Below are 24,821 nucleotides of genomic sequence, written 5' to 3'. Positions count from 1 at the left end.
ATGCCAATGGAGAAAGCTATTATTGAAATTGTAAATGGAAGTAGAATGGGTGAGGTTATCAGTGTACTTTATTATCCTAATGAGTACACAATTGAGACAGGTAATCAATATGCCTCAACTACCATTGTTGGACTATCCGAACCTATAAATCAGTTTGTAAGCGGCAATTCTGAAACCCTTTCGATGGAACTTTTTTTTGACACCTATGAGACTAATGAGGACGTAAGAAAATATACAACTAGAGTAACTATGCTTGCAAAGGTTGATTCTGAACTTCATGCTCCTCCAATTGTTAAGTTTACATGGGGAGGAAGCAGAGGAGGAACCTTTAAAGGGTTCATGGAAAAGGTAACACAGAAGTTTACTATGTTTACCGAGTCTGGAGTACCTGTAAGAGCAGTCCTTAATATATCACTGAAATCAAGCAAAAGTATCAAGGAGCAGTTTCAGGAAATACCAAGGAACTCTTCAGACAGGACAAAACAAAGGGTTCTGAGTCAAGGTGAGCATTTATGGATGTTAGCTAGCAAAGAATATCAGGATCCAGAGATGTGGAGAGAAATAGCAAGAGCAAATAATATAGATAATCCCAGACTTATAACTGGAGGAAAAAACATCATTATTCCGCGTTTGAGGTGATTGATTTGGCTATAGAAATTTTGAATTCCAAAGGAAGAGAAAGCTTTTCATTTGATGAACTGGAATCAAAATACTACAATTTTTATGCCCCGGCTTTTGAAGTGATTTGTGGCTTATTCAACAAGACTGAACTTGTAAAAATGAAAGGAATGGCTATAACAGAAATTACGGTTGACAGAAGTGTTGAAAAGGCAGATATGTGTACTTTTTCTGTTTGCAATGCTTATGATATGGCTTCAAGCGACTTTAATAAAGATTGGATTGATAATTATCTTGCTATTGGTAATTTTATTGAAGTAAAAATGGGTTATGGTGATAAGCTTACCACTGTTTTCAAAGGACTTATTACTTCAGTCAAATTTGATTTTCCATCGGAGGGGAGTCCCATAGTGTCGGTAGAATGCCATGACAAATCATATCTTATGATGAAGCATAAACTGTCATTTGCTTGGCATCTTTTGCCATACTCTGCCGTAGCAATTATATTTGCTGGATTGTATGGACTTGACTTTGATGTGGATTTTAGTGTAGATATTCACGATACTATACAGCAGGAAAATGAGAGCAATTATAGTTTTTTACAAAGATTAGCCAGTATGATAGGATATGAGTTTTTTATAAGTGGAGATACTCTTTATTTCAGAACTCCTTACACTGGCAGTGATAATCCAATAACAACACTGAAGTGGGGAAAAAGTCTTAAAAGCTTTTCACCTGAATTTGATCTTGCTGATCAAGCTTGTGCTGTTATAACTAGAGGTTATGATGAAATACTAGAACAGGCTGTAATAGGATTGGCTGGCTATGTTACTGCTCCTGGTATTGACAGTCAAAAGATAAAGAATATTATGAAAAACCTATTTATGGGGAATGTAATCGATTATGAGTACAATAGAGAAATAGGTTCTTTTTTTGAAGCTGAAAGAGTAGCTTTATATAAAATGAAAGAAAGACTAATGAAATTTCTTTCGGGAAGAGGTGAATGCATTGGATTGCCTGAACTGTCACCCGGAAGATTTATTAAGATTGAAGGGCTTGGAAGTCAGCTTAGCAATACTTACTATATTACATCTGTAACACATAATATTAGTGAATCAGGATATTTAACTCAGTTTGAAGTAGGAAAAGGAAATGAGGACCTGTTTGGTGCTATTTCTAATGGAATAAAGAATATGAATAAAGCTGGTCAAGGTGGAATGGCAGGAGAAGGCTCTATAAGTAAGAGCGGTGTATCCATAGGTACTGTAATATCAAATATTGATCCTTTAGGGCTGGGAAGAGTGAGAGTGGCTTACTCAATGAGAGAAGGATCAGATCTTTTTATGGATGACAGTGGTTGGGCTAGAGTTGCTGTACCTTATGCAGGAGCAAGTAAAGGAACATACTTTATTCCTGATATAGGTGATGAGGTTCTTGTAGCCTTTGGAGAAGGAGCATTGGAATGTCCGTATGTCATAGGTTCTCTCTGGAGTATGAAAAAAAGACCTCCTGTTATTGATCCGCTGAATCTAAAGCACGTAATTAAAAGCAGGCTTGGAAATACCATAACCATTAATGATACACCCTCTCAGCCTAGTATATCGTTAAAGACTGTAACAGGACAAACAGTAGAATTACAGGATACTCCTCCTAAAATAAAAATATCGGATGCAACAGGATTAAATGCTGTTGAGATAGATGGTGTCACAAATGCGGTAACAGTTAAGGGTAATATGAAAGCAGAGATAAAATCAAATGCTTGCCAGATTAGTCTTGATTCAGTTCAACAGAGTGTAAAAATAAGCGGACCACTTTCGGTAAATATCGAAAGCTCGGCACAGGTTGGTATTAAAGGTGCACTAATAAATATAGAGGCTGGTCAAGCACTGAACCTTAAAAGTGGTGGTGTGTTAATGATAAATGGAACAATGGTTAAAATTAACTAGGTGAGGGTAGATTTATGGATAGTTATTTGGGAAGAGGCTGGAAATTTCCTATTCAGGTTAATCCAAATACAGGAAGAATACTGATGTCTGAAAATGAACAGGACATATCGGAAGCAATAACAATCATATTACAAACCTCTAAGGGTGAACGTGTTATGAAGAGCGACTTCGGATGCGGTCTAAGGCGGTTTGTATTTGACCTGACAGATGAAGTTACAATGAGAAAGATAGAAGAGGACATTAGAGAGGCTATTATGATTTGGGAACCAAGGGTAGGAGATGTAGATATAAAAGCACATAAAGATACAGAGATACCCGGTAAGATTAATATTGATATAAATTATACAGTGCGCTCAACAAACAATAGATATAATATGGTTTATCCTTTTTATCTGGAAGAGGGTTCAAGATAGTAATAGATTAAATTGAGCATGAATGGAGGTAAGTGTTTTGTATCCTGCAATTGGTGGAAAAGATTATACGGAATTAATAGATAAAATGATAGAGAATTTTCACTATTATACTCCTGAGTGGAGATATACAAAACAAAACCCTGATGCTGGGAGTGCACTTTTTTTAATATTTGCAGAAATGTTTAAGGGAAATATAGACAGGTTTAAAAAAGTACCCTATAAGAATTATATTGCATTTTTAAACATGCTAGGAATAAGTACATTACCTGCAACTGCTGCAAGAGCTTACATTACAGCAAAACTCCTTCCTGGAGTAACAGAGTCAGTAATGATTCCGGCTGGAACGAAGTTTTCTGCTAATAAAGCAGAAAGTGAAAAGGTTATATTTGAGACAGAACGGGCATTTATTGTTACACCTGCAAATATTGTAGATGGATATAATGTGTGCGCTGAATTAGATGCTATATCAAGTGTTAAACAAGGGCTTTTCATGCCTGATAATGATATACCAGAAAAACTGTTTTTTACACAAGATAAATTGAATTTACAACAGCATATCCTCTATATAGCTAATGACAATATGTTTAATTTGTCAAGCAGCGCAACAATTGAACTTTATTTTAAGAATAGTACAAGTAAATATTTAGAGGAGGATATTACAAGAAGGCTAGCTGACAGTTCAAATACAGAGTGGATGTACAAAAGTGAAGATGAATGGAAAACATTTGAGTATGTAAAAGCAATAGGCAAAAAACTTATATTACATAAAGAAAACAGCGTACAAATAGTAGAGGATGAAATCCAAGGAATAAAAAATAAGTGGATAAGATGTAGTATAAAAAATATCAATGAGGTAGCGGATATTGAGATTGATGCTATAGAAGCATTAGCATTCATGATGGGAGACAAGCAGGGCTTTGAACCAGATATGGTAATGTGCAATGATATAGAACTTAATAAAGAAGGGTTTTATCCTTTTAAAGAGATTTTTTCTGTATACGATATGTTTTACATATCCAGTAAAGAAATATTATCAAAAAGAGGATCTCAAATCACATTAAACTTCAAACTGAAGTTTAGAGAAAACAGAGTTAATGAAGAAGTGGAAAAGCAAATTAACTGGAAGTTAATCATGGAAAAGTCCGATTTTATTTTGCCAGAACCCTATAGAATAAGCATTACAAGCGTATACTGGGAATATTGGAATGGAAGAGGTTGGGTTAAGCTTTCATTAAATGAAAATCAGGATGAGTTATTCCAAACAGATGATAGAGAAAATAACGAAGTTAAAGAAATATCTATTAGCTTCAATTGTCCAGAGGATATATGCGAAACTATTGTAAATAATCATACAAATTACTGGATAAGAGCTCGTGTGGTTAGTATAAAAAATCAGTATGCGCCTTTGTCAATTTACAACTCACCATGGATAGAGGATTTGAGGCTTAAATTTGAGTTCTTAACGGCTGTTCCTGTAAATTCATGTGTAACCTATAATAATTTAGAGTATGAGGACAATAGCTTTAATATCTTAAATGATAAATCTCTTTTTAAACCTTTTAGAGCATTTGATACTCCTGCAGATGCGTTTTATTTAGGCTTTGATGCTCCGCCATTAAAAGGCCCAATCAGTATCTTTTTTTCTATCAATAACAAAAATTTTAAGGAACTTTCAGCATTGAACTGGCAATATTTAGGGAATAATGGATGGCAAAGTTTGGACATTCTTGATAATACAAATAATTTAACACGTACAGGGATAGTTATGTTTACAAGCTCTGATGACTTTGCAGAACAGACTATTTTTGGCAGAAGTTTATATTGGATAAGAATTTTGCGTGAGTCTGGCAATAAAATGGGATTCCCAGAGGTTGAATGCATTTTAACTAATACAATGGAAATAACCCAAAAGGAAACTGTTGTAGGTGAACTGCTTGAGTGCTGTGATACTTTTGGAAGAGAATATAAACTGAAAAGATGTCCTGTAATTCAAGAAGAGATTTGGGTAAATGAAATAAACAAGTTAAGTGCTGAGGAAATGGACGAACTTTTGAAAAAAATGCCGGAGAGTATAGAGGTAATAAAGGATTACACAGGAGAAATAAATGAGTTTTGGGTTAAATGGACATCAACCGACAATTTAGCTGATTCATCTCCAAAGGATAGGCATTATGTTATAGATAGGGCTAGCGGAAAAATTCAGTTTGGAGATGGCAAGAATGGGGCAAAACCAGTTCAGAGCGGACTTCACGGTGTAAAGGTTAAATATTTTGTAGGTGGCGGTGAAAAAGGAAACGTGGATGCAAACAGCATTTCAGTTTCTTATCATAGAATTGCTTTTGTTGAAAAGGTATTTAATCCGAAGCCGTCATTTGGAGGTCATGAAGCTGAGACAAACGAAGAAGCTATTAATAGATGGCCTCAAATTATAAAGCATAGAAATAAAGCTGTAACCACAGGAGATTTTGAATACCTCGCTATGGAAGCAGCAAGGAATATTAAAAAAGTTAGATGCCTGCCCTGCACTAATGAGAATAGTTCGGCTGAAACAGGGCATATAACTATAGCTGTTTATCTAGGCGACTTGGGCGAAGAAGCATTTATTATAACAAAGGAACAGGTGGAAAGCTATATTGCAAAGCGTTGTTCAGCAACAATGGCACTTCCGGGAAGAATTCATGTAATAGAAGCTGTAAAGCTAGAATATTCAATATTTGCTGTGGTTATAACAAATAATATGGAAATGGTTGTTCCTATTGAAATTGAAGCTGAAAATAAGCTTAAGGAGTTCCTAGACCCATTAGAAGGAAATATAGATAATAAGGGATGGGAAATTGGACAGTTTCCGCATGAATCGGTAATTTACCCACTTCTGAAATCAATTGAAGGTGTAAGCTATGTGGAAAAAGCAGTTTTATCTGTCAGTTTAGTAAAGGACGGTAAAAGAAGAAATATAGGATTGGAAGAATTAGAACACTATACTTACGGTATAGTATATAGCGGAGAACACAATATTGAAGTAAAATCTGTCACTAGGTAATTTTAGATAATTCAAGCATTGTAGTTGAAGACACTGCTTAAAATTTAGTAATATTTGGTGAGGTAGAATTATTAGTTATTTTTATATGAGAGATTTGAGCAAATAATACATAGAACTGGAGGTGTATATCGTAATGCTTCCACAAATTAATCTTGATGATCGCACATTTAAAGATATGGTTGAAAGTGCAAAAAAAATGATTCCTGGATTAATTCCTGAATGGACAGATGAAAATCACCACGATCCCGGAATTACACTTATTGAACTTTTTGCATGGCTTATTGAAATGCAGCAGTATTACCTTGATAGAGTAACCTCTAGAAATGAACTTAAATTTTTAAAGTTATTAGGAATAAAGCCTAAAAGCGCAGAAATGGCTAAATCATATGTGACATTTGATAATGTTTTGAAAAATACCTTTATACCTTTAGGAACACCATTAGGTGCTAGGGATGAGATTTTTGAGACAATACAGGGGAATTTATTACTGTCAGCAAAAATTGAAAAGGTACTATCTGTCTATGAAAATCAGACATGGGATTATACTGAGCAAAACAATGAGTGGGGAACAGCCTTTTATCCATTCGGAAATGAGGCTAAAAAAGGAAGCAGGCTGTATATTGGTTTGAATGAAGCTTTGCCAGAAGGGACTAATATTAATATTTCATTAAATGTTTTTGAGGATTATCCTGTACCAGCAGTAATTCCTAATGAGGGTGAGTTTATTCCATCGGCAAAGCTTTTATGGAAATATTATGATGGATATGAATGGAGAAATGTAAACATTATTAAGGACAGTACATATAATCTGCATTTCAAGGGACAGCTGTATTTTAGCATTGACAAACCTATGATGCCATTACAGCTTGAGTACTCACCAGAAGCTGAAAGGTATTGGCTTTGCTGCATTGTAGAAGAGGGAGGGTATGAAATTGCACCAAAGCTTTGTGAATTGGGATTTAATACAGTAGAAGCGATACATAGGAATACTTTATGCGATTTCTATCATTTTTCATCAACAGGAAAACCTAATCAAAAGTATATTTACTCAAGCCATATTGCCTTAACAGGTAAATGCAATATACAGGTAAGGAAAATAATCGAAGGCAATGAGGTTTGGGTTAACTGGGAGAGAGTTGACAGCCTTGCAAAATCTGAACCAACGGACAAGCATTTTGAACTGAGTTTTGATTTTATTAATAATAATTGTGTTATTTTATTTGGTGACGGTGAAAATGGGAAAATCCCTAATGAAGGAATTGATAATATACGTTTTATTACCTGTGCAAATTCGTTTTATGAAACGGCTTTGATTGCTGAGAGTAATGGATTACCAAATCAAAGGATTAAAACAAACTTAAGAGATATAATTCCCGATAGCTTTAAAATACAAGTGGGACGAAAGCCAAAAGGAATGAGCAGCTTATGTTGGGAGGATTGGGTAAGGGTTGACAGCTTTGATAGTTCAGCTCCTACTGATAAGCATTATATTTTAAATGATGATACAGGAGAAATTATTTTCGGAGATAATGAAAGAGGTGCTATCCCTCAAAACCTAGGCATTAATAATATATCAATAATATCATGTCAAACAGGTGGTATGGAAAAAGGTAACGTAAAGACAAATGAAATTAATGAGATATATTCTGAAATTGATAGCTTGAGGGATATTAATGTGCTTAAAAGTACTCCCGCAGAAGGTGGAAAGAATAAAGAGTCTATTCAGGACGCAAAGCAGCGTGCAAGAAGGGATCTTAAAAAGCTTTATAAAGCTGTTACCTGCGAGGATTATGAGGAAATAGCTAAAATGACTCCTGGATTACGTGTAGCAAAGGTAAAAGCAATTCCTCTTTATGAACCGGGGCTCAAGGGATATCCAACTAATCATGTTGAAGCAAAGGTTTGTATTGTAGCAGTTCCATACAGTACAGCTGAAAAGCCTTTGCCAAGTAAAGCCTTTCTTGAGAATATGAGAAGGCATCTTGACAAATTCAGGCTGATTACAACAGAGTTAGAGGTTGTTCCACCTGAATATGTGAAGATTACAGTTAGTGCTACAGTGGTTGTTGAACAGCATATCAACCTAAATAGCCAGAAAGTAAAGGATGCTTTAAAGGAGATGTTGTCCCCCGTTGGAAGCGGAGAAGCTTCAGAGGGCTGGGACTTTGGCAGAACAGTGTACAAAGGAGATATTTACGGAAGAATAAAGCAAATAGAGGGTGTAGAATATGTTCGAGATCTTAAAATTCAATTTGAGGGGCGTGCGGCTGAAATTGACAGTGGTGGAGATATAAGGCTGCATCCTCATGCGATTGTGTATTCAGGAGAGCATAAAATACATGTAATTAATAAGACAAAAGTATGACTCAATTTGCAAAATAATCTATTTGGTGCGGCAGGAATTATGGGTTTTACCATTTGAGGATGCCACCACACTTATAGTGATATTATTAATATTTGCATTTAACTGTGAAAGTTGTTTATTAATTTCCTGTAAAAGGGCGAATGAAGGATGTATGAAAAATGTATGATGAGTTTAAGTTTTTTGCTATGAACAAAAATGAATGGCAAAAAGGATTTGGCATAAATATACATATAGCAGACAATGGAATACAATTAGAAGAAGGCAGCTATGAGGGTGTTTATTATTCACTAGGAATAGACAGCACTGAAAGTGAAATGCTTTGGCACAGAATGGTGCTTGAAACCGATACATATAAAGAAGGTGATATTAAGCTATATTATTTTGCATCGGATGAAAAGGTTATTAATATTGATGGCAAAAGCTATGACATTGATATGCTGATAATGGATAACACGTATCCAAACAGAAGAAATGAGCTTGAGAAAGTATGGGCTTTTGCAGGAAGTGAATTTAAGGAGAAGCTTGGGGAACTTTTTATGCCTTGGCTTTGGCCCATTACAAGACCATCTGATATATTATTGCACAAGGCTAAGGGAAGATATTTTTGGTTTAAAGTGGAGTTTAAAGGAAACAAAATTAATAATCCCTGCATAAAAAAGGCAAGGATTTACTACCCAAGAATGTCTTACTTAGATTATTTGCCTAGCGCATATAGCAGTGATGAAAAAAGCCGCGATTTTCTTGAACGGTTTCTGTCAATATTCAGCAGCATTATGAGCGATATGGAGGAAAACATCGCAAATGTATCGAGATTATTTGATATAGATTGTGTTGATGGAGAATATCTTAAATGGCTTGCATCATGGTTATCTATAAAGGTTGATGAAAGCTGGGGAGAACAGCAATTAAGAAAGCTTATAGAAAGAGCGCCTGAGATTTATAAAAAGAGGGGTACAAAGCAGTCTATTATAGATATAGTAGAGATATATACAGGCAGCAAGCCAATAATTGTGGAGCATTTTCAGATAAAAAATATAGAAAAAAACCCCAAATTGATAGATTTGTATAATGAACTCTATACTATGGATCCATATACCTTTTGTGTTATTGTGAGAGCGGATTGTGTGCCTTCTGTGCAGCAGCAGATAGCGTTGCAAAAGCTTTTAGATGAAGAAAAGCCAGCATTTACAAAGGCAAAGCTAATCATACTTCAGCCGCTAATTTACCTTGATTCGCATACGTATCTAGGTTATAATACAACGCTTTCCAGCCTCCCCACAATACGTTTAGATGAAGATTCTTCAAACCTTTTTAACAACATACTTATAGATAAGGATGAAGAACTTAAGTAGGTAATGATAAATTGACTTATCAATAATTAAGTGCAAATTGTAAAAGGATGAAGAACTTAAGATAGAAATTCATAACATAAAATTATTCAGTTATTTACCATATAGGAGGGGATACTTTTGATGGATGATATTAATAGCAGCAGCTTTGAACGCAATAGATATTTTAAGGGAAAGCTGATGACTACTAGAGACTTTGAAACGGAACAAAAATATTTTAATGATAAACGCAGACTGCTAAACAGGCTTTTCTTTGGAGGAGGAATAGTATGCGGTCTTCAAGTAATTAAAATTGATGATAAAACCATTTCAATCGAGAAAGGTATTGCAATTGACAGCTCAGGCAGAGAGGTTATTCTTGAAAAAAATATTATTATGGATAAAGGAATAATAACAGCTGAGCTCAATAAATTTGAAGACGAAGAAAACGAGGAGTTTATGAAGGATCTTTATCTTTGTATTCAATATAAAGAGGAAGAAAAGGATGTAGTAAACTCTGTTTTAGAAAACAAACAAGAACATAATTTGGTAAAGGACTCCTGTGAAATATTTTTATCTGATGAAAGCCCTGATACCTCTGATTTCGGATTATATAATTTGATAGAGGACAAAAAGCTTCTGTGTGTTGTGGAAGACATAAAAGAAACCAAAACAGTAAAGGAGTCACAGCGATTAAAGGTATGGCAAACTGTACCGCGATTTGTTAATCCCGGTGATGTATTTGAAATTGTTGTAACAGTTGAAAAGGGATATTTCTCTGATGCAGTCAGATTGGAATATGAAATTGAAAGTGAAGAATTTGAGCCTGTAGAGAAAGACGGCTTTAAGGTATCTTATTCTGAAAGCTTAAAGAATAAGGAGTGGCTGCAAAGCTATAAATGTCTTGTAAGGGCTAAGGAAACTCTCGACAACAAGTCAAGCAAAATTAGAATTAAAGATGGGAAAATAAAGATTTCAATTGGTGACAGGCAATACATAGAAGAAGTACATATTGTAAATTCACCCAAAATAATAGTGGAATCTTTAAAGGAAAGAGTATTAAAAGAATATTCCAATCGAAGCTATGACGATGCAGTACTAAGTACTAAGGGAAATGCCATATGCCTTGCAAGAGTTAGCATTTATAAATACAAGAGTTCCTATACTATAGAAGACGTTGAACGGGTGAGGGCAGATGAATATGCTGTATCTCTTCCTCTGATGAGGGTGTTGGATAATCTTGATAAAAAACATGATAAGAATGCTGCATATTCAAATGACCAAAATTTAATTGGTGAAGTAAGAGCATTTCTTGCGCAAACTGCAGCAACATCGGCAAAGACTTATTCATCAGGAATTCAGTATATTGACTTTAATACTGCTCAGAAGGTGGGCAACAAGTATTTTACTGAAAATGAAATATCCCATGAACTTGGTATTGGACCAGTATATATAGGAACAGGTCTTGAACTGAATTATCAGGATACACTAAGCGGGATTTTAAATAATGATAGTGAAATATTTTATGGCTCAAATACGGTATTTGAAGACAGCGAGTATGCACCTGATATTGTGGGAGTAAATATCGGGGTTATATTATATCCCAATAGAGGGACCTTCAGAATTGGTGTAAGTTTACCACCTCAAAAGCATAGGCAAAAGAAGTTACAGGGGATAAATGTACGTTGGTGGGCGTTTAGGAAATAGGCTGCCAGGGAAAAGGAGTGAAGGACATGTATGAAAATAAAGGGAAAGCTGATTATGGAAAATCAGATCGTACTCATCAATTAAAAGGATGTCAATTAAGGCAACAAAATAGTAAAGCTGCAAAGTTAGATAATTCAAAGAGAACTTTTCAAATGAAAGCTGATTATCCAATGTCTGCTATTCAGAGGGCAGGCAAAGAACTACAATCATTAACAGCAGTAGGGGCTATACAGAATCAGAGTACCATTGGAAGTAGTGCTGATTCACAGTTAATGTTAGGAGAAAAGGCTGAAGTTTACCAAATGAGAAGAAGAGAAACCAAAAACCCAGAATACGAATTGACGCCTGAAGAAGAGGCAATGTGTGAGACAACTGGGCGCGACCTTAGTAGACAAAAACATAACCATGCAGGTAAAGGAGTGCATAGTGTAAAGTATAAAGCTAAGAAATATGATGAAAGAAATGATGAACGTGATGCACAGCAGGCAATAGATATGTTAAAAGAACAAGTTCTTCAGCGAAAAGAGACAGGGAATAATTATGATAATGTAAATTAGAGTAATTTTATACATAAAAACACCGTTGTGCCGTTTGTTTTACGGCACATTAATAGCTGTTTGACCGGGTGAAAGGATTTGTATAACTCCGCCCCACATGCACATAAGCTTTGAACTATTATTTAAAGCAGGAAAATTTGCTAAAAGTACCGTGGGTGAACCGGGGGCCCAAGGAGCAGATATTGCAGGAACACATGGCATCGGGGTTAATACACCCAGTGCAGCTGATGTTGCTGACGCAACGGTTGGATTTGTAAGTGAGCTACACATCCCGAAGGGAAGAATATTTACCATTGGTACATTATCCATTATATTGGCAGCAGGCATAGGACTCATAACCTTACTTTTTGGAAGCACAGTAAGGCAGGAGGGAGCTGCACCGAAACTGCATTGGAGCTGTGCTCCACCACAAACTAAAAAACTCATAATAATTTACAAGCCCAGCATTTAGCATAAATTAGGAATGCATAAAGGGCCGTTGTAAAACAAAAAATATGATGTGTCGGCTACAATACTTGTTCGTCATCTACTATTTATAGCATCAATTTCTAACCGAGCGTCGCAATTAGATATATACTGTTACTTTGTACTATTTCTCTTAATAAATTATCGGTATATAGAAATTGTTGTTTTACAACAGTTCCTTTGTGAAATTTTATTTATTTTGGCAATTATGTTGCTATGGGCTTATTTCCTCCTCTATCAGATTTTATACTAACTTTATCAAGCTTATATTATTACAGTTTTCATATATGAACATGTAGCTATGGAATGTAGTCCGCAAATGCTGTTCAAATTATTTAGTATTAAAAGTTTTCTATTTTATAATTATAAAATTGTATTATTGCACTTAATCTTCCTAAAATGGTTGGGAGAAGTATATGCTAATTGCATTCATTAACTGCTTTCCCCGAGGTCTTCCGCTTGTATTTCTATATAATCCAAGGAGTCGTTTGCGTTATTAAAGTACAGTGTATATATGTATTCATTTTCTCTAAAACCTGCAATTGTGAAATTATCAACCTTGCGAAAGACCGACATTTCTATTCCTTTATTTGCAGAGATATCTTTAAAATCTTTATAGCTAATTCCACAGGAGATACCTGCTACGGTGTTTTTACCTGATACCCTCACAACTTGAACCACAGGTGTTTTTTGAGTAGGGGATAAGGGCTCCATTATAAACTCCATTGCGTACTTTTCATAACTCAAGACTGTGCCTTTTTCTGTTGGTGTAGCTGTAGGAGCAGACATAGATATAGCTAGCGGTGAATAAGCTGGAATAATAGGTGCTGATGCTGGTGAAATTGAAGCTGCAGGATTATATGCAGTTTTAGAGGTAAACGTAGATGCATATGCGGAAAGTGAATCAATGGAAATATCATTAATATCTGTTTCAGATGATGCACCAGATATATTATCAGAAGGTTTGTCAGGCTCGCCAACAATTTCTTTCAATTTTGAATCAGAAAGTCCGAGAAACCCTTGATAAAACGGATTACCGTCCTTAAAATAGCCTTTATAAATGTCTCCAAGCTTTTGGTTATAAAGTGTTCCAATTCCATTATATTTATTATCGGAAAAGAAACCTTTGTATAAGACATTTCCGTCTATAGTATATTCAGTTCCTTCACCTGAATAATTTCCGTTTTTATATCCGCCTTCATACTCTTTGTAACCCTCAATTGAGTATTTAACACCTATTCCGTCAAAGCTGCCAAAATAAAAGCTTCCTTCATATTGACGGTTTCCATTAGAATAGTAAAGCTTTCCATTTCCGTGATATTTGCTGTTTTTAAACTCACCCTCGTATTTTACAGTGCCTGAATTATAATATTCTACGCCTTTACCCTCATACTTGCTATTTTTAAACTCACCTTCGTATTTAATTTCGCCTGATTCAAAATATTCTACACCTTTACCTTCATACTTGCTGTTTTTAAATTCACCCTCATATTTGATTTTGCCTGAACTAAAATATTCTGTGCCATTGCCATCATAGTTACTGCTTTTAAAATCACCATTATAAAGCTTATAGTAAAGGTTACCTGTATTATCTTCTAAATAAAAAGTGCCGGTTCCATCATATTCACCATTTTTAAACTCGCCTGTATACTTTACATTGCCAGTTGTATAATATTCTGTGCCATTACCTTGGTATTTGCCATTTTTAAACTCACCGATATAAGTGGTATTTTTATCTCCATTTGTATCATATGAAACAAGCCTTGCTTTGCCGTCATAATTTTTATGTAAAGTTGAACCATAGACTATAACCTTTGTGAAGTCATAGTTCTGTAATAAGTACTTGATAAATGGAACAGATACCACAATTATGGCTAAAAGCATTACCACAAGCAGAACAAGCTTTTTCAGTATATAATATCTGCCTAACTTAAAATAACTTTTTATTGTAGGTTCATTTGCCATTAGAAGCTTTCCTGCTGCTTTTGGAATTCCTTTAATAAGCTTTACAGGAAAACTTATAATCTTCATGGGTATTTCAGATATTCCCTTAAAAAGCATAGAACTTGTTTTAGTTATAGGTAAAGACTTTTGTATGTTTTTTTCCAGCATAGTAATTACCCCTTATGTAAATCTCAAAAGAAATTAGTTAATCAATTTAAAAACGTCTTCGGTGCAGGGGAAATATCTAATCCGATAATTATCCTACACCTATAAAATCAACTTTGAAAGTTGATTTATCTATTTTATTTTTAAAACTCCATTCCAGTCCTTTAGTAATTCATCTGACTGATATTTTTCACTTAATTTGTCACACTCAAAAAAGTATAATTTTGCAGCTATATCATCATGGTTTTGCTTTATTACTTCCACAAAATTTCTTCTTGCATTATTGAATTTGCCAGAAAGGTAAAGAGAAACTCCTTCATCAAATAACTCCTTAGTGTCCTCTTTAAGCCTTTTCACGAAATCTTCTTCTCCTTCAAATACATCATAAACCTCTAAAACCTCACCAATATTGAATTTTCCGACAAAACGGTTTTTGTATTTCAGAGAGTCATCCATGTCAGTAATAACATTTTTACTTACAAGGATAGAGGCACCAAGCTTACGAGCCAGATTTTCTAATTCATTTGCCTGATTTACCACATAGGATACAACTGAAGCTTCCATTCGCTCGCTTTCTCCTACAATACCCATCATAATTGAGCCTTTATGAATTCCGATTCCAATATCAATTGACTCTTTTCCTTGTTTATTTCGGCTTATATTTAGCTTTAGCATTTCTTTTTCTATTTCAACAGCACTTTTTAGAGCATCACTTGCGCTTCTTGGGAAAACTGCTATTAAATTTGCTCCAAAACTCTGGCTTACAAATCCATCATTAGTTCTTACAACTTGTCCCATAATACCAAGAAGCTTATTAATTAATTCAAAGCTATCGTGTGGTATCTTAGCCTCCTCCATGTCAAAGAAGGATCGAATACTTAAATACAATATGCTCATATCGTCTTTTTTTATACCGCTAAGTTCTACTTCTGTTATATTATCTAATCCAATATTTTTTAAAAACAAACTAGGAACAAATTTATCTGAAGCAGACCTATATTTGTTAATAAACTCTGTCATATCATTAAATGTATTGCATAATTTTCCTATCTCATCTTGAGTTCTAACAGACAGCCTTGTATCCCATTCCTCATTTGCCAGCTTATTAGCTCCTTCTTCAAGTTCCTTCAAAGGTTTTAACAATTTCCTTATCAAGAAGTACATCATAATTGTGAAAATAATTACTGCCCCAATCATGATATAAATTATTTGATTGATTAATTGCAGAGCTTGGAGCTGTATACCTTCCATATTTAAACTTGCCTGATAGAAGCCTACTGTTTTACCGTCACCATCAAAGATAGGTGTGACAGCAAATTTGGTGTTCTTTTCATTATATATAGATATATTTACTGCTTTTGTGTCTTTCATATTTTCAGGAATAAAATATCTATTATTCACTATAGGGGTAAAAGGCATGGTGTTTTTACCAAAGTCAATACAAGTGAATAGCTTTCCAGATTCATATTTATATAGCGCAATGGTTATTCCGCTTGAATCAACATGGGATTTTATGTATTCAGATTCTGTATCTAAATTTCCATTTCTATTATTTTCAATAGATAAATAAATATATTGCCATAACTCGTTATAATCATTATTCATGTAGTCGGACGGCTGTTTTATAGCATTAAACTTTTCTACATCAAGATGCTGAACTCCGGAATGAACAATAAGCTTTAATTTATTATTCATTTCACTTTCAATAATATCCTGATTGAGGGAAGTATAAATCCGTACTCCAGAAAATCCTAATGTTAGTATCATTACAGGTAACAGTATTGATAACAACTTTAGCCATAATTTTTTGCGAAGTACGTTTTTTACCAGCTTTATAAATAAGTAAAGTATGCACAAAAGTACTAATATGGCCAAAAGACATATAAGCATATGCAGGAATATGTCCTTTGCAGAAAATTTGGCTTGATTTATTGTTTGCAGTACTTTTCCTTCAAGGGTCATAATTGTAAGGGTATTTATTGATTTATCAGAATCTTTGGGTATTTCAGAAGCTGCAACCATTATATTTCCATCAGAATTTACACCTATACTTCTTATATCAAAAAAGGATGCTTGGTCATTATCATACTTTCGCAAAAAATTTAAGGAATAAAGAGTTTCGGGTTGCCCGTCAGGTTTTATTCGGATAATACTATTTGTATTCTTGTCACAAAATAATAAATCATCATTATGCTTGTATAGATTGAAAGGAATATACCTTTGATTACTAACTTTGTCGGAAGGATATATCAAATTGAAGTTTCCGTTAGTATCCATTGAAAAAATATTACCCTGTGTTGTAGAAATATATCTTATATCCGTATCTGTTCCAATGATGTCAGCTATATAGTTCAAATTAATATCACTATCGCAATTCTCAAAAGTAAAGGTTTCACAGTTGTACTTTTTAATTTTTGCTCTGCTGTCTTCAACATTTTTTATGTAGAAATATAAAAAACCATTCTTTACCTGAAGTCCTTTTAGTCTGCCTACTGAAATTGGAGATGATTTTTCATCGTATATTTCGCAGTATACCTCTCTGTTAAACTTGCCAAAGGGGTTATAGGATAATAATAAACTGTAATGAACATAGCGACCGTGAATACCAAAGCAATCTACAAGAATATACAAATTCTGATTTTCATCCACTGAAAAATCTACAATATTATAAATAATTTCTTTAATGGGATTTGCAGAAATGTTAGCATTATCATTCAAATAAGGCATTATACTATCCTTATCAAGCTTAAATACTAGATTACCACTAGAATCAATTTTCATAATCTTGTTACGATTATTGTCAATGGCATACATGTTTTTCTGAGTATCTGATGTAGCAAAGGATATATCTGAAAATTTAATACTGTTATTAAGCGGGGATTTAAAATAAATTTCATTTGTAGGTGAGTAGTCAGTAAAAGTATCTAATACTAAATCTTTATTAAGAAAATAGCAGATGATAGTTAAAGATAATACTGACATAAGCAATGTGAACAAAATTATTTTACTTCTCATTTTACCATCCTAATTATTTTGATTTTGCAAACTCGTATTTTTATTCTATTATTGCATTTATTTACAATTTAAATATACTATTAAGATACTAAAATAGCAAATATTCGTCAATGTTTTTTTGATATATATCTATGCAAGAAGTAAATACATACTTAAATAGTACTCCTGTGCAATATATATCTATTGCTCGCTCACGAAAATGACGCTGAAATAATTACTGTAAAGAACAAGTACTTCCGCCGACAGTATAATCAAGGCCTCCTTGTCTCGGATTAATACTCACCGCTACTTTACTTTTGCTGTGTCGGCTGCAATACTTGTTCTTCACCTATTATTTCTAGCATCAATTTCTAACTTAGCCTCGTAATTAGATATATTACTACTTTGTACTATTTATTGCATATAGCAGTAATAGATGGGTATACAGAAATTTTGTTTTAATATTTTTAATATTTTATCTTCAATAAAATTGATACAGTGTTATAATTACAAGTGGTGTTTTTTTAGCACCAATAGACTTTATATATGATAGTTGAATAAAATGAGCAATTAATATAAATATTTCAAATGTAGTTAATTAATTTAAGACTCAGTATTTTACACTAGGTTTGCAAGGGATAATTGCAATAAGGAGACCCCAATAAGGAGACCAAATGAAAGAAATTTTAAAAATATCGCAGCAATTCTGGCATTTGTTTCATTCTAAAAATCGATATATTTATATGGAAGCATTGATGGTTATATACGATGAATATTTGTATAACGATTATTTTTTGACCAAGGAAACCTGTATACAGCTTATTGCAGAGCATTTTTCGGATAGGATTATTGATATAACAGCGGATGATGAAGAACTGGATTTTGAAAGTCTTAAAGATGTGGACGCAATTGCAGAGCCAATGGCAACTAAAATATTGAATAGACTGCTGCGTTTTACTTGGCTGAAGAAAGTAGAGGATTACAGTTCTTTTAAAACCAATATTGTAATACCAGATTATGCATCTGCTTTTATTGAGGTTTTCAAAAAGTTAGCCAATCCCGATTCAAGTGAAACAGATATTTACATACAGAATATTTATACCAATATATACTCTTTTTATTATGATAACAAGGCTGGAATTGAGTTGCTGAAGACAGCAAAGGTAAATACAACAAGGCTTAATAGAGCCTTACAGGACATGCTTCACAATATGGATGAATTTTTTGAATCATTATTAAAAAAGGAAAATTATGAAGAACTTTTGCAGGAGCACCTTGATGTGTATGTTGAAGCTATTGTAAATAAAAAATATAGTCTTTTAAAAACTAGCGACAACTTTTATATCTACAAAAATGATATTAAAAAGCTGCTGCGGCTAATCCAAGAGGATGAAGGAAGGCTGCATTTATTAGAACAAAAAATGTTAGCAGAAGGCATAAAACAAGAAGACATTGAAAATGAATTTTTGGATTTAATTTATGAGATTGAGCGTGGAATTATTAACATGGAGAATAGAATTGCCCATATTGATACAGAGCATAGCAAATACGTGCGGGCAACTGTAAGCCGTTTAGAGTATTTGTTAAGCAATGATGACAGTATGCAGGGAAATGTGATTGCGTTGCTCAATCTACTGTCAAGTGAAAACAATAATGAGATGCTTAATCAAGTGGCAGCAGCAATTCGTATAAATGACCATACCATTATTTCTGCCGATTCCTTATATAAAAAGAGAGGCAAGCACAAGGTTTTTGAAGAGACTGTTGAAGTTGAAGAGGAAGTTGAAAAGGAACTGTCAAAAGAAGAAATTCTGAGAATTAACCGAAATAAAAACAGGTACAGCAAAGCACAGATTGAGCAGTTCATTTTAAGCCAAATGGACAACGGGATATATTCTACAAAAGAGCATTTAATTGAAAATGATGAGCAATTTGAATTGCTTATTCTAGCTTATGATTATAGTATCCGTAAAAACAGCCCTTTTCATGTAGTGCCGGGTGAGAAGGCTGCCATTACAAATGGAAATTACACTTACCCTGATATTATATTTAAAAAGAATTTCAATGACAGTTCAGGGTAAGGGGCCAAACTTCGTACATTATAATATATTGGTGCGGTAGAATTATCAATGGTTGTTTACGAAATAATTGCAAAGATTAGTAGTGCTTCATCTCAGCTTTTATGCCGTCTCACATTCACCATCCATGGTTCATAGTGTGCTAAAACCGACATCGTGTCGTTTTTTCGGCAAAAAGGCTTCGTCTCAGCAAATAATCTGTGCAATTATTTCTAACTCAACTGCCCATTGCTAAGTGTCTATAATTTTTGCCTTATAAACAGATTGTGCAAATAAAAGTATTGTTAAAAGAATTACAGAGAGGATAATTTAATGTTTCCATATTACCAAGAACTTTTAGACGAAGAGAAAAATGAATTGACAGAGGCAATAAAAGCTCTGCAAAGCCAGACCTTTATGCTGGAAAGAAAATATGACAAAAAGACAGAGCGGTATATCCCCAATAAACTGTATCGAACTTGCGAAAGACATCTGGATTTTCTTAGAGAGTATTTTAAAATTGCAGATGTTGAAATAGTAGAAAATAGGCAGTTCGGAATTATTTTTATACGAACTCAGAATTTACAGGGTGATAAACTGAGCAGGCTGACTACTATATTTATTTTATTGCTGAAGCTAATATTTGATGAGAAGATGAACACAGCTTCTAATTCAATATATGTATACACAACTCTTAATGAAGTTTATGACAAGATACAGCTTTTTCGTCTGTGGAACAGTAAGTCTATTTCTCCTACAGAAGTGAGAAAAACAATTGCTGCTCTTAGAAAATATCAGGTTATAGAGATTATTGATGATATTGGAGATTTGGACGGGGATACAAAATTCATAATATATCCTACAGTTAATCTTCTATTTGACGGACAGGCAATTGAAGGCATTATACAGCAGTATCAAGAGGAAGAGGAGGATACAGACAATGAGCCGATTTCAAGTACTGACGAAGATGTGTCTGAACAATTGGCATTACATTAATGAAAAGCTAATCAGCTTTAATGAAGAAATAAACTTTTTTACAGGACATTCAGGAAGTGGTAAATCCACTGTTTTAGATGCTTTGCAAATAATATTATATGCTGACAGTAATGGACGTTCCTTTTTCAATAAAGCAGCTAAAGAAGATTCTGACCGAACTTTAATAGAGTACCTCAGAGGAATGAAGGTAGTTCAGGAAAACAATTATATAAGCTATCTGAGAAACAAGAATTTTTCTTCTACAATTGTGTTAGAGTTTCAAGATTCTGAAACCTTGAAGCATCAAAGCATTGGAGTGGTTTTTGATGTTGATGTTGCATCAAATGGTGTTAATCATATGTTTTTCTGGCATACGGGAGAATTACTTGAAAACCGCTATCGCAGCGGAGAAAAGACTAATTCAATTAATGAACTGAAGGAATATATCAGAGACAATTTTGCAAAAGAGGATTATTATTTCAGCAGAACAAATGAAAAATTCCGCAATGAATTATACAGCAATTATTTTGGAGGGCTACACCCAAAGCATTTCCCGTCGCTATTTAAAAAAGCTATTCCATTTAAAATGGATATGAAATTAGAGGATTTCGTCAAAAACTATATATGCACTGAAAATGATATCCATATTGAGGACATGCAGGACAGTGTGGCACAATACATCAGGCTGAAAAGAAGACTAGAGGACACTAGAAATGAAATAGAGGCTCTGACGGGTATTCACAATCAATTTCAGGTATACCGTACATATTGGAATGAAATTATTCAATATCAGTACAATTATGACAAGTTGGATATACAATCAATTGAAAATAGGCTTGAAAGAATTGAAATTCAGCAGAAAAAGTATAGTGAGGATATTCTGGATTTAGAGAAAACAGTTAATTCTGTAGAGCAAGTGCTTAGGGACTTGCAAAACCAGAGAGATGAAGTGGTTAGTTCAATCAAAAGCAGTGGATATGAGCATCTAGAGGCAGAGTTAAACTCATTAAATCAGGTTCTGGAATTGCTAAACAGTAATAAAGCTGAATATGACAGGATTGCCAATGGATTAAATGAATGGTTAGCAGATGATATTTTAGATGCATCAGTATGCAGGGGCATAGAGAATTTTAATAATTATTCTGTAAGCCGTGAACAGCTTGAAAATATTCAATCAGCTATTACCAGCGCTAGAACTGGGTTTGAAAAGGATAAGTCAGAACTTTCCTCAAGAATTAATGAATTAAAAAAGGCTATTGCTGAACTTACAAAGCAGATTGAGACGTTGAAAAATGGTCAGAAAGCATATCCTTCCTATTTGCTTGAGGCTAAGGATTACATAACAGCTGAACTGGAAAAACACTACGAGAAGCCAATTAGCGTAGACATTTTAGCAGATGTTATAGAGATAAAGGACGAAAAGTGGCTTAATGCTGTAGAGGGCTATATGGGCAATAATAAGCTGGCTCTGGTTGTTCACCCTGATTATGTAAAACATGCAATGGAAATATACAGAGAACTAAATCCTAAAAAATATTACAAGGTGGCCATAATTGACACTGAGAAGGTACTTAGAGATGCTAAGCCAATGTTAGATAAGTCACTTGCAGAAGAAGTAGAAACAGCAATTGATTATGCAAGAGCATATATTGATTTTCTAATGGGTGCAGTGATTAAATGCAGTACAATTGAAGAACTCAGAGAAAACAAGAGTGGAATTACCCCCGATTGTGTGCTTTATCAGGGGTATAAGCTGCAGCACATTAACCCTCGCAATTATACGGAATATGCTTACATTGGAAGAAATGCAATTGAAAGAAGACTGCGACAGCTTGAACAGGATTTATCAGAATTACAGTCTGAAAAAAGACCTCTGGATCAGCAATTAAGCAAAATTGTTGAAGTATTAGGCTATGAGTCTTTTTCCAAGGAAATTGACTACTATGATAAGCAGCTGCAGGGAATTAAAGAAATTCAAATAAAAGAAGAGCAAAAGAAGGAATACATTAGAAAAATTAATGAATTAAAAGAAAAAAACATAGACGAATGGAAAGCAAAGAAAGTTAAGCTAGAACTTGCAATTAGTGAGAAAAGCAAGCAGAAGGAGTCGGCTAGATTAGAACTGATTACTAAAAGCAGAGAGGTTTTGGAGTTTAAAAATATCATTATTTCATTGAGTGAGGAATTAGTTCAAAAGAAAAGAGCCTTTGTTTTTGATAATAATAGAGAAGAAGCATTTAGCAGCTTTATGAGGGGACATTCATCTTCAAAAATAGAGAATGTTAAGAATATTTTATTAACTCTAAAGCATGACAGCGAAGTTAAGTCGGGTGAGGAATATGATAAATTGGTGAGAATGAGAGAAATCTACAAAAACCAATATGCTTACCGAGGCTTTTCACTTACCTGTAAGGATAATGACGTGTATGACCAATTGCTTGAGACTCTTAGCAGTGAAAAGCTTAATGAATATATGGACAAGGCAAATGAGCAGGCTAAGCTGGCCGTTTACCATTTCAAGACGGATTTTGTTTATAAAATTCGAGATGCAATAAAAGAGGTTATGCAGCAGAAGGACGATTTGAACAGGGTACTTGCTCAGCTGGATTTTGGTAAGGACAAGTATAAGTTTATTATCACAAAGAACCAAGGGGAGGATGGTAAGTTCTATGATATGTTCATGGACGAGAATTTAGAGATTAATCCCCATCAGCTCACTGGAAAGATTGATAATCAGATGGATTTATTCAGCACTAAGCATGAGCAGGATTATAAGGAACTGATAAATGAATTGATAGAATTGTTTATGCCTCCTGAAAACAGTGATTCAAGAGCAATGGAGGAAGCAAGGGCAAGCATGGAGAAATATGCTGACTACAGAACTTATCTGTCCTTTGATATGGAGCAGATAGTTGATGGTATGCCACCAATGCGACTTAGCAAAATGCTGTCAAAGAACTCAGGCGGTGAAGGTCAGAATCCATTGTATGTAGCTTTATTGGCAAGCTTTGCACAGGTTTACAGGATAAATCTGAAGGCCAATATTAGAAGAAGACCAACTCCAAGGCTGGTTGTTCTTGATGAAGCGTTTTCAAAAATGGATGCTGAAAAGGTAGGAAGCTGTATTGGCTTAATCAGAAAGCTGGGCTTCCAAGCAATTATCAGTTCAACAAATGACAAGATACAAAACTATGTGGAAAATGTTGACAAAACCTTTGTGTTTGCCAACCCAAACAAGAACCGTATATCTATACAGGAGTTTGAAAAGAAGGATTTCGGAGAACTGCTGGTTGTGGAGGGGGAAGAGGAAATATTATGATTGAGTCCAGATGCGGAATTGTTGTGAGCATAGGGAGAAATTTAATTGTGGAGGTTATGTAAAAAAGGTTGCTTAGACATTTAGTAATGGACACCATTTATGCTTTGGAATATCATGATTTAAGACAGCATTCATGAGCCTGATTTTTACAGATTATAAATGAAATTTCATTATGTTACAATACTAAAAAACAAATATTTTGTATTTAATTGTAATATCACTTAACATATGGTATTTTTATATAAAAAGAAATGATTTTATGTTATTTTTTTCACAACCAAACAACAAATTTCTTGTGAACTACACCTAAATTTATATTTATTGTTAATAAGTTTATCAAAAATTGTGATAATTGTATATGTTGAAAAATAATAACAATTATGCTATATTATACAAGGTTAGTTTTAATCACTGCAGTGTATTTTACGAACTAAAAAATTTATTTTTGGAGGTCATTTCGTATGAAAATAAAAAAAAATAATAGGAATAGGTGCATTAGTTGCCTGCTTATCAGTACTACCAATTAGTACTTTTGCTGCGTCATCCGTTTCTGGATATTGTGGATTAATTAGATGTAATGGTGGTGTATCTTTTGGAACAGATTCTGCTTCTGCATACACAAGTGCTTCTTCCTCACAAGTTGCATGTACAGCATCAGTTCGTTACAAATATGGATTTGGTACTAATACTTATGAAGTAAGTTCAAGTAATTCTAGTCCATCCTCTTCAGTAAATGCATATGTCAATGCTAATCATTACAGCGTACGAAACCTTGGTGCAATTGGAACACATGGTGTTTATGCTAATTCCAGTTCATGGTATGATGTTTCTTCTATAGGAAGCTTTTAATTAAATTTTTCTACTACTAATTCTAGAAATAGCTGTAAGATTTTTTTACAGCTACTTCTAGAATTTTTTGCTATAGTAA

General features: G+C 34.1%; 15 protein-coding genes. 11 read left to right on the top strand and 4 right to left on the bottom strand.

The window, feature by feature from the left end:
- The 8 genes from EHE19_RS14300 (at position 1) to EHE19_RS14265 (ending at position 11,974) form a co-directional block, all read left to right on the top strand.
- A complete protein-coding gene (locus EHE19_RS14300; RefSeq protein ID WP_137696793.1) occupies positions 1–639 on the top strand; it encodes a CIS tube protein in 639 nt (212 codons plus the stop codon).
- A 5-nt stretch (positions 640–644) separates the two neighbouring features.
- Positions 645–2,564: a phage baseplate assembly protein V gene (locus tag EHE19_RS14295; RefSeq protein WP_137696792.1), complete on the top strand. Its 1,920-nt coding sequence runs from the start codon at positions 645–647 to the stop codon at positions 2,562–2,564.
- Positions 2,565–2,578: 14 nt separating this feature from the next.
- Positions 2,579–2,977 carry a GPW/gp25 family protein gene (locus EHE19_RS14290; RefSeq protein WP_137696791.1) on the top strand — a complete coding sequence of 133 codons (399 nt, stop codon included), beginning with the start codon at positions 2,579–2,581 and terminating at the stop codon, positions 2,975–2,977.
- 37 nt (positions 2,978–3,014) lie between these two features.
- A complete protein-coding gene (locus EHE19_RS14285) occupies positions 3,015–6,017 on the top strand; it encodes a baseplate J/gp47 family protein (protein ID WP_171003518.1) in 3,003 nt (1,000 codons plus the stop codon).
- 133 nt (positions 6,018–6,150) lie between these two features.
- Positions 6,151–8,382, top strand: a complete 2,232-nt coding sequence (locus tag EHE19_RS14280; RefSeq protein WP_137696789.1) for a putative baseplate assembly protein — start codon at positions 6,151–6,153, stop codon at positions 8,380–8,382.
- A 158-nt stretch (positions 8,383–8,540) separates the two neighbouring features.
- Positions 8,541–9,734, top strand: coding sequence for a phage tail protein (locus EHE19_RS14275; protein ID WP_137696788.1), 1,194 nt, complete (start codon positions 8,541–8,543; stop codon positions 9,732–9,734).
- 120 nt (positions 9,735–9,854) lie between these two features.
- Complete coding sequence (locus EHE19_RS14270) at positions 9,855–11,417, top strand: bromodomain-containing protein (RefSeq protein WP_137696787.1); 1,563 nt, start codon at positions 9,855–9,857, stop codon at positions 11,415–11,417.
- Between the two features lie 26 nt (positions 11,418–11,443).
- Positions 11,444–11,974 (top strand): hypothetical protein, encoded by a 531-nt coding sequence (locus EHE19_RS14265; protein ID WP_137696786.1) that lies wholly within the window; start codon positions 11,444–11,446, stop codon positions 11,972–11,974.
- 39 nt (positions 11,975–12,013) lie between these two features.
- On the opposite strand, the gene EHE19_RS14260 is transcribed toward EHE19_RS14265, so the two are convergent.
- From EHE19_RS14260 to EHE19_RS14250, 3 genes are all read right to left on the bottom strand, one after another.
- Positions 12,014–12,400 (bottom strand): DUF4280 domain-containing protein, encoded by a 387-nt coding sequence (locus EHE19_RS14260; RefSeq protein ID WP_137696785.1) that lies wholly within the window; start codon positions 12,398–12,400, stop codon positions 12,014–12,016.
- Between the two features lie 471 nt (positions 12,401–12,871).
- A complete protein-coding gene (locus EHE19_RS14255; protein WP_137696784.1) occupies positions 12,872–14,551 on the bottom strand; it encodes an MORN repeat-containing protein in 1,680 nt (559 codons plus the stop codon).
- Positions 14,552–14,680: 129 nt separating this feature from the next.
- Complete coding sequence (locus EHE19_RS14250; protein ID WP_137696783.1) at positions 14,681–17,563, bottom strand: adenylate/guanylate cyclase domain-containing protein; 2,883 nt, start codon at positions 17,561–17,563, stop codon at positions 14,681–14,683.
- 653 nt (positions 17,564–18,216) lie between these two features.
- Between EHE19_RS14250 and EHE19_RS14245 the strand changes: the two genes are divergently transcribed.
- The 3 genes from EHE19_RS14245 (at position 18,217) to EHE19_RS14235 (ending at position 23,893) form a co-directional block, all read left to right on the top strand.
- Positions 18,217–19,623, top strand: a complete 1,407-nt coding sequence (locus EHE19_RS14245; protein ID WP_137696782.1) for a Wadjet anti-phage system protein JetA family protein — start codon at positions 18,217–18,219, stop codon at positions 19,621–19,623.
- A 309-nt stretch (positions 19,624–19,932) separates the two neighbouring features.
- On the top strand, positions 19,933–20,595 hold the full coding sequence (locus EHE19_RS14240; protein WP_137696781.1) for a DUF4194 domain-containing protein: 663 nt from the start codon (positions 19,933–19,935) through the stop codon (positions 20,593–20,595).
- The gene (locus EHE19_RS14235) at positions 20,540–23,893 is read left to right on the top strand and encodes an ATP-binding protein (protein WP_137696780.1); all 3,354 of its coding nucleotides are present in this window, start codon (positions 20,540–20,542) and stop codon (positions 23,891–23,893) included. Before EHE19_RS14240 ends, EHE19_RS14235 begins: the two co-directional genes overlap by 56 nt.
- Positions 23,894–24,345: 452 nt before the next feature.
- Here the strand turns inward: EHE19_RS14235 and EHE19_RS14230 are convergent, their stop codons facing one another.
- The gene (locus EHE19_RS14230) at positions 24,346–24,513 is read right to left on the bottom strand and encodes a hypothetical protein (protein ID WP_171003517.1); all 168 of its coding nucleotides are present in this window, start codon (positions 24,511–24,513) and stop codon (positions 24,346–24,348) included.
- Between the last annotated feature and the right edge of the window lie 308 nt (positions 24,514–24,821).

Origin of the sequence: Ruminiclostridium herbifermentans (assembly GCF_005473905.2) — a bacterium.
GTDB lineage: Bacteria > Bacillota > Clostridia > Acetivibrionales > DSM-1351 > Ruminiclostridium > Ruminiclostridium herbifermentans.
Note: the sequence above shows the minus strand (reverse complement) of the source record. Positions and strands in the feature narration are given on the sequence as shown.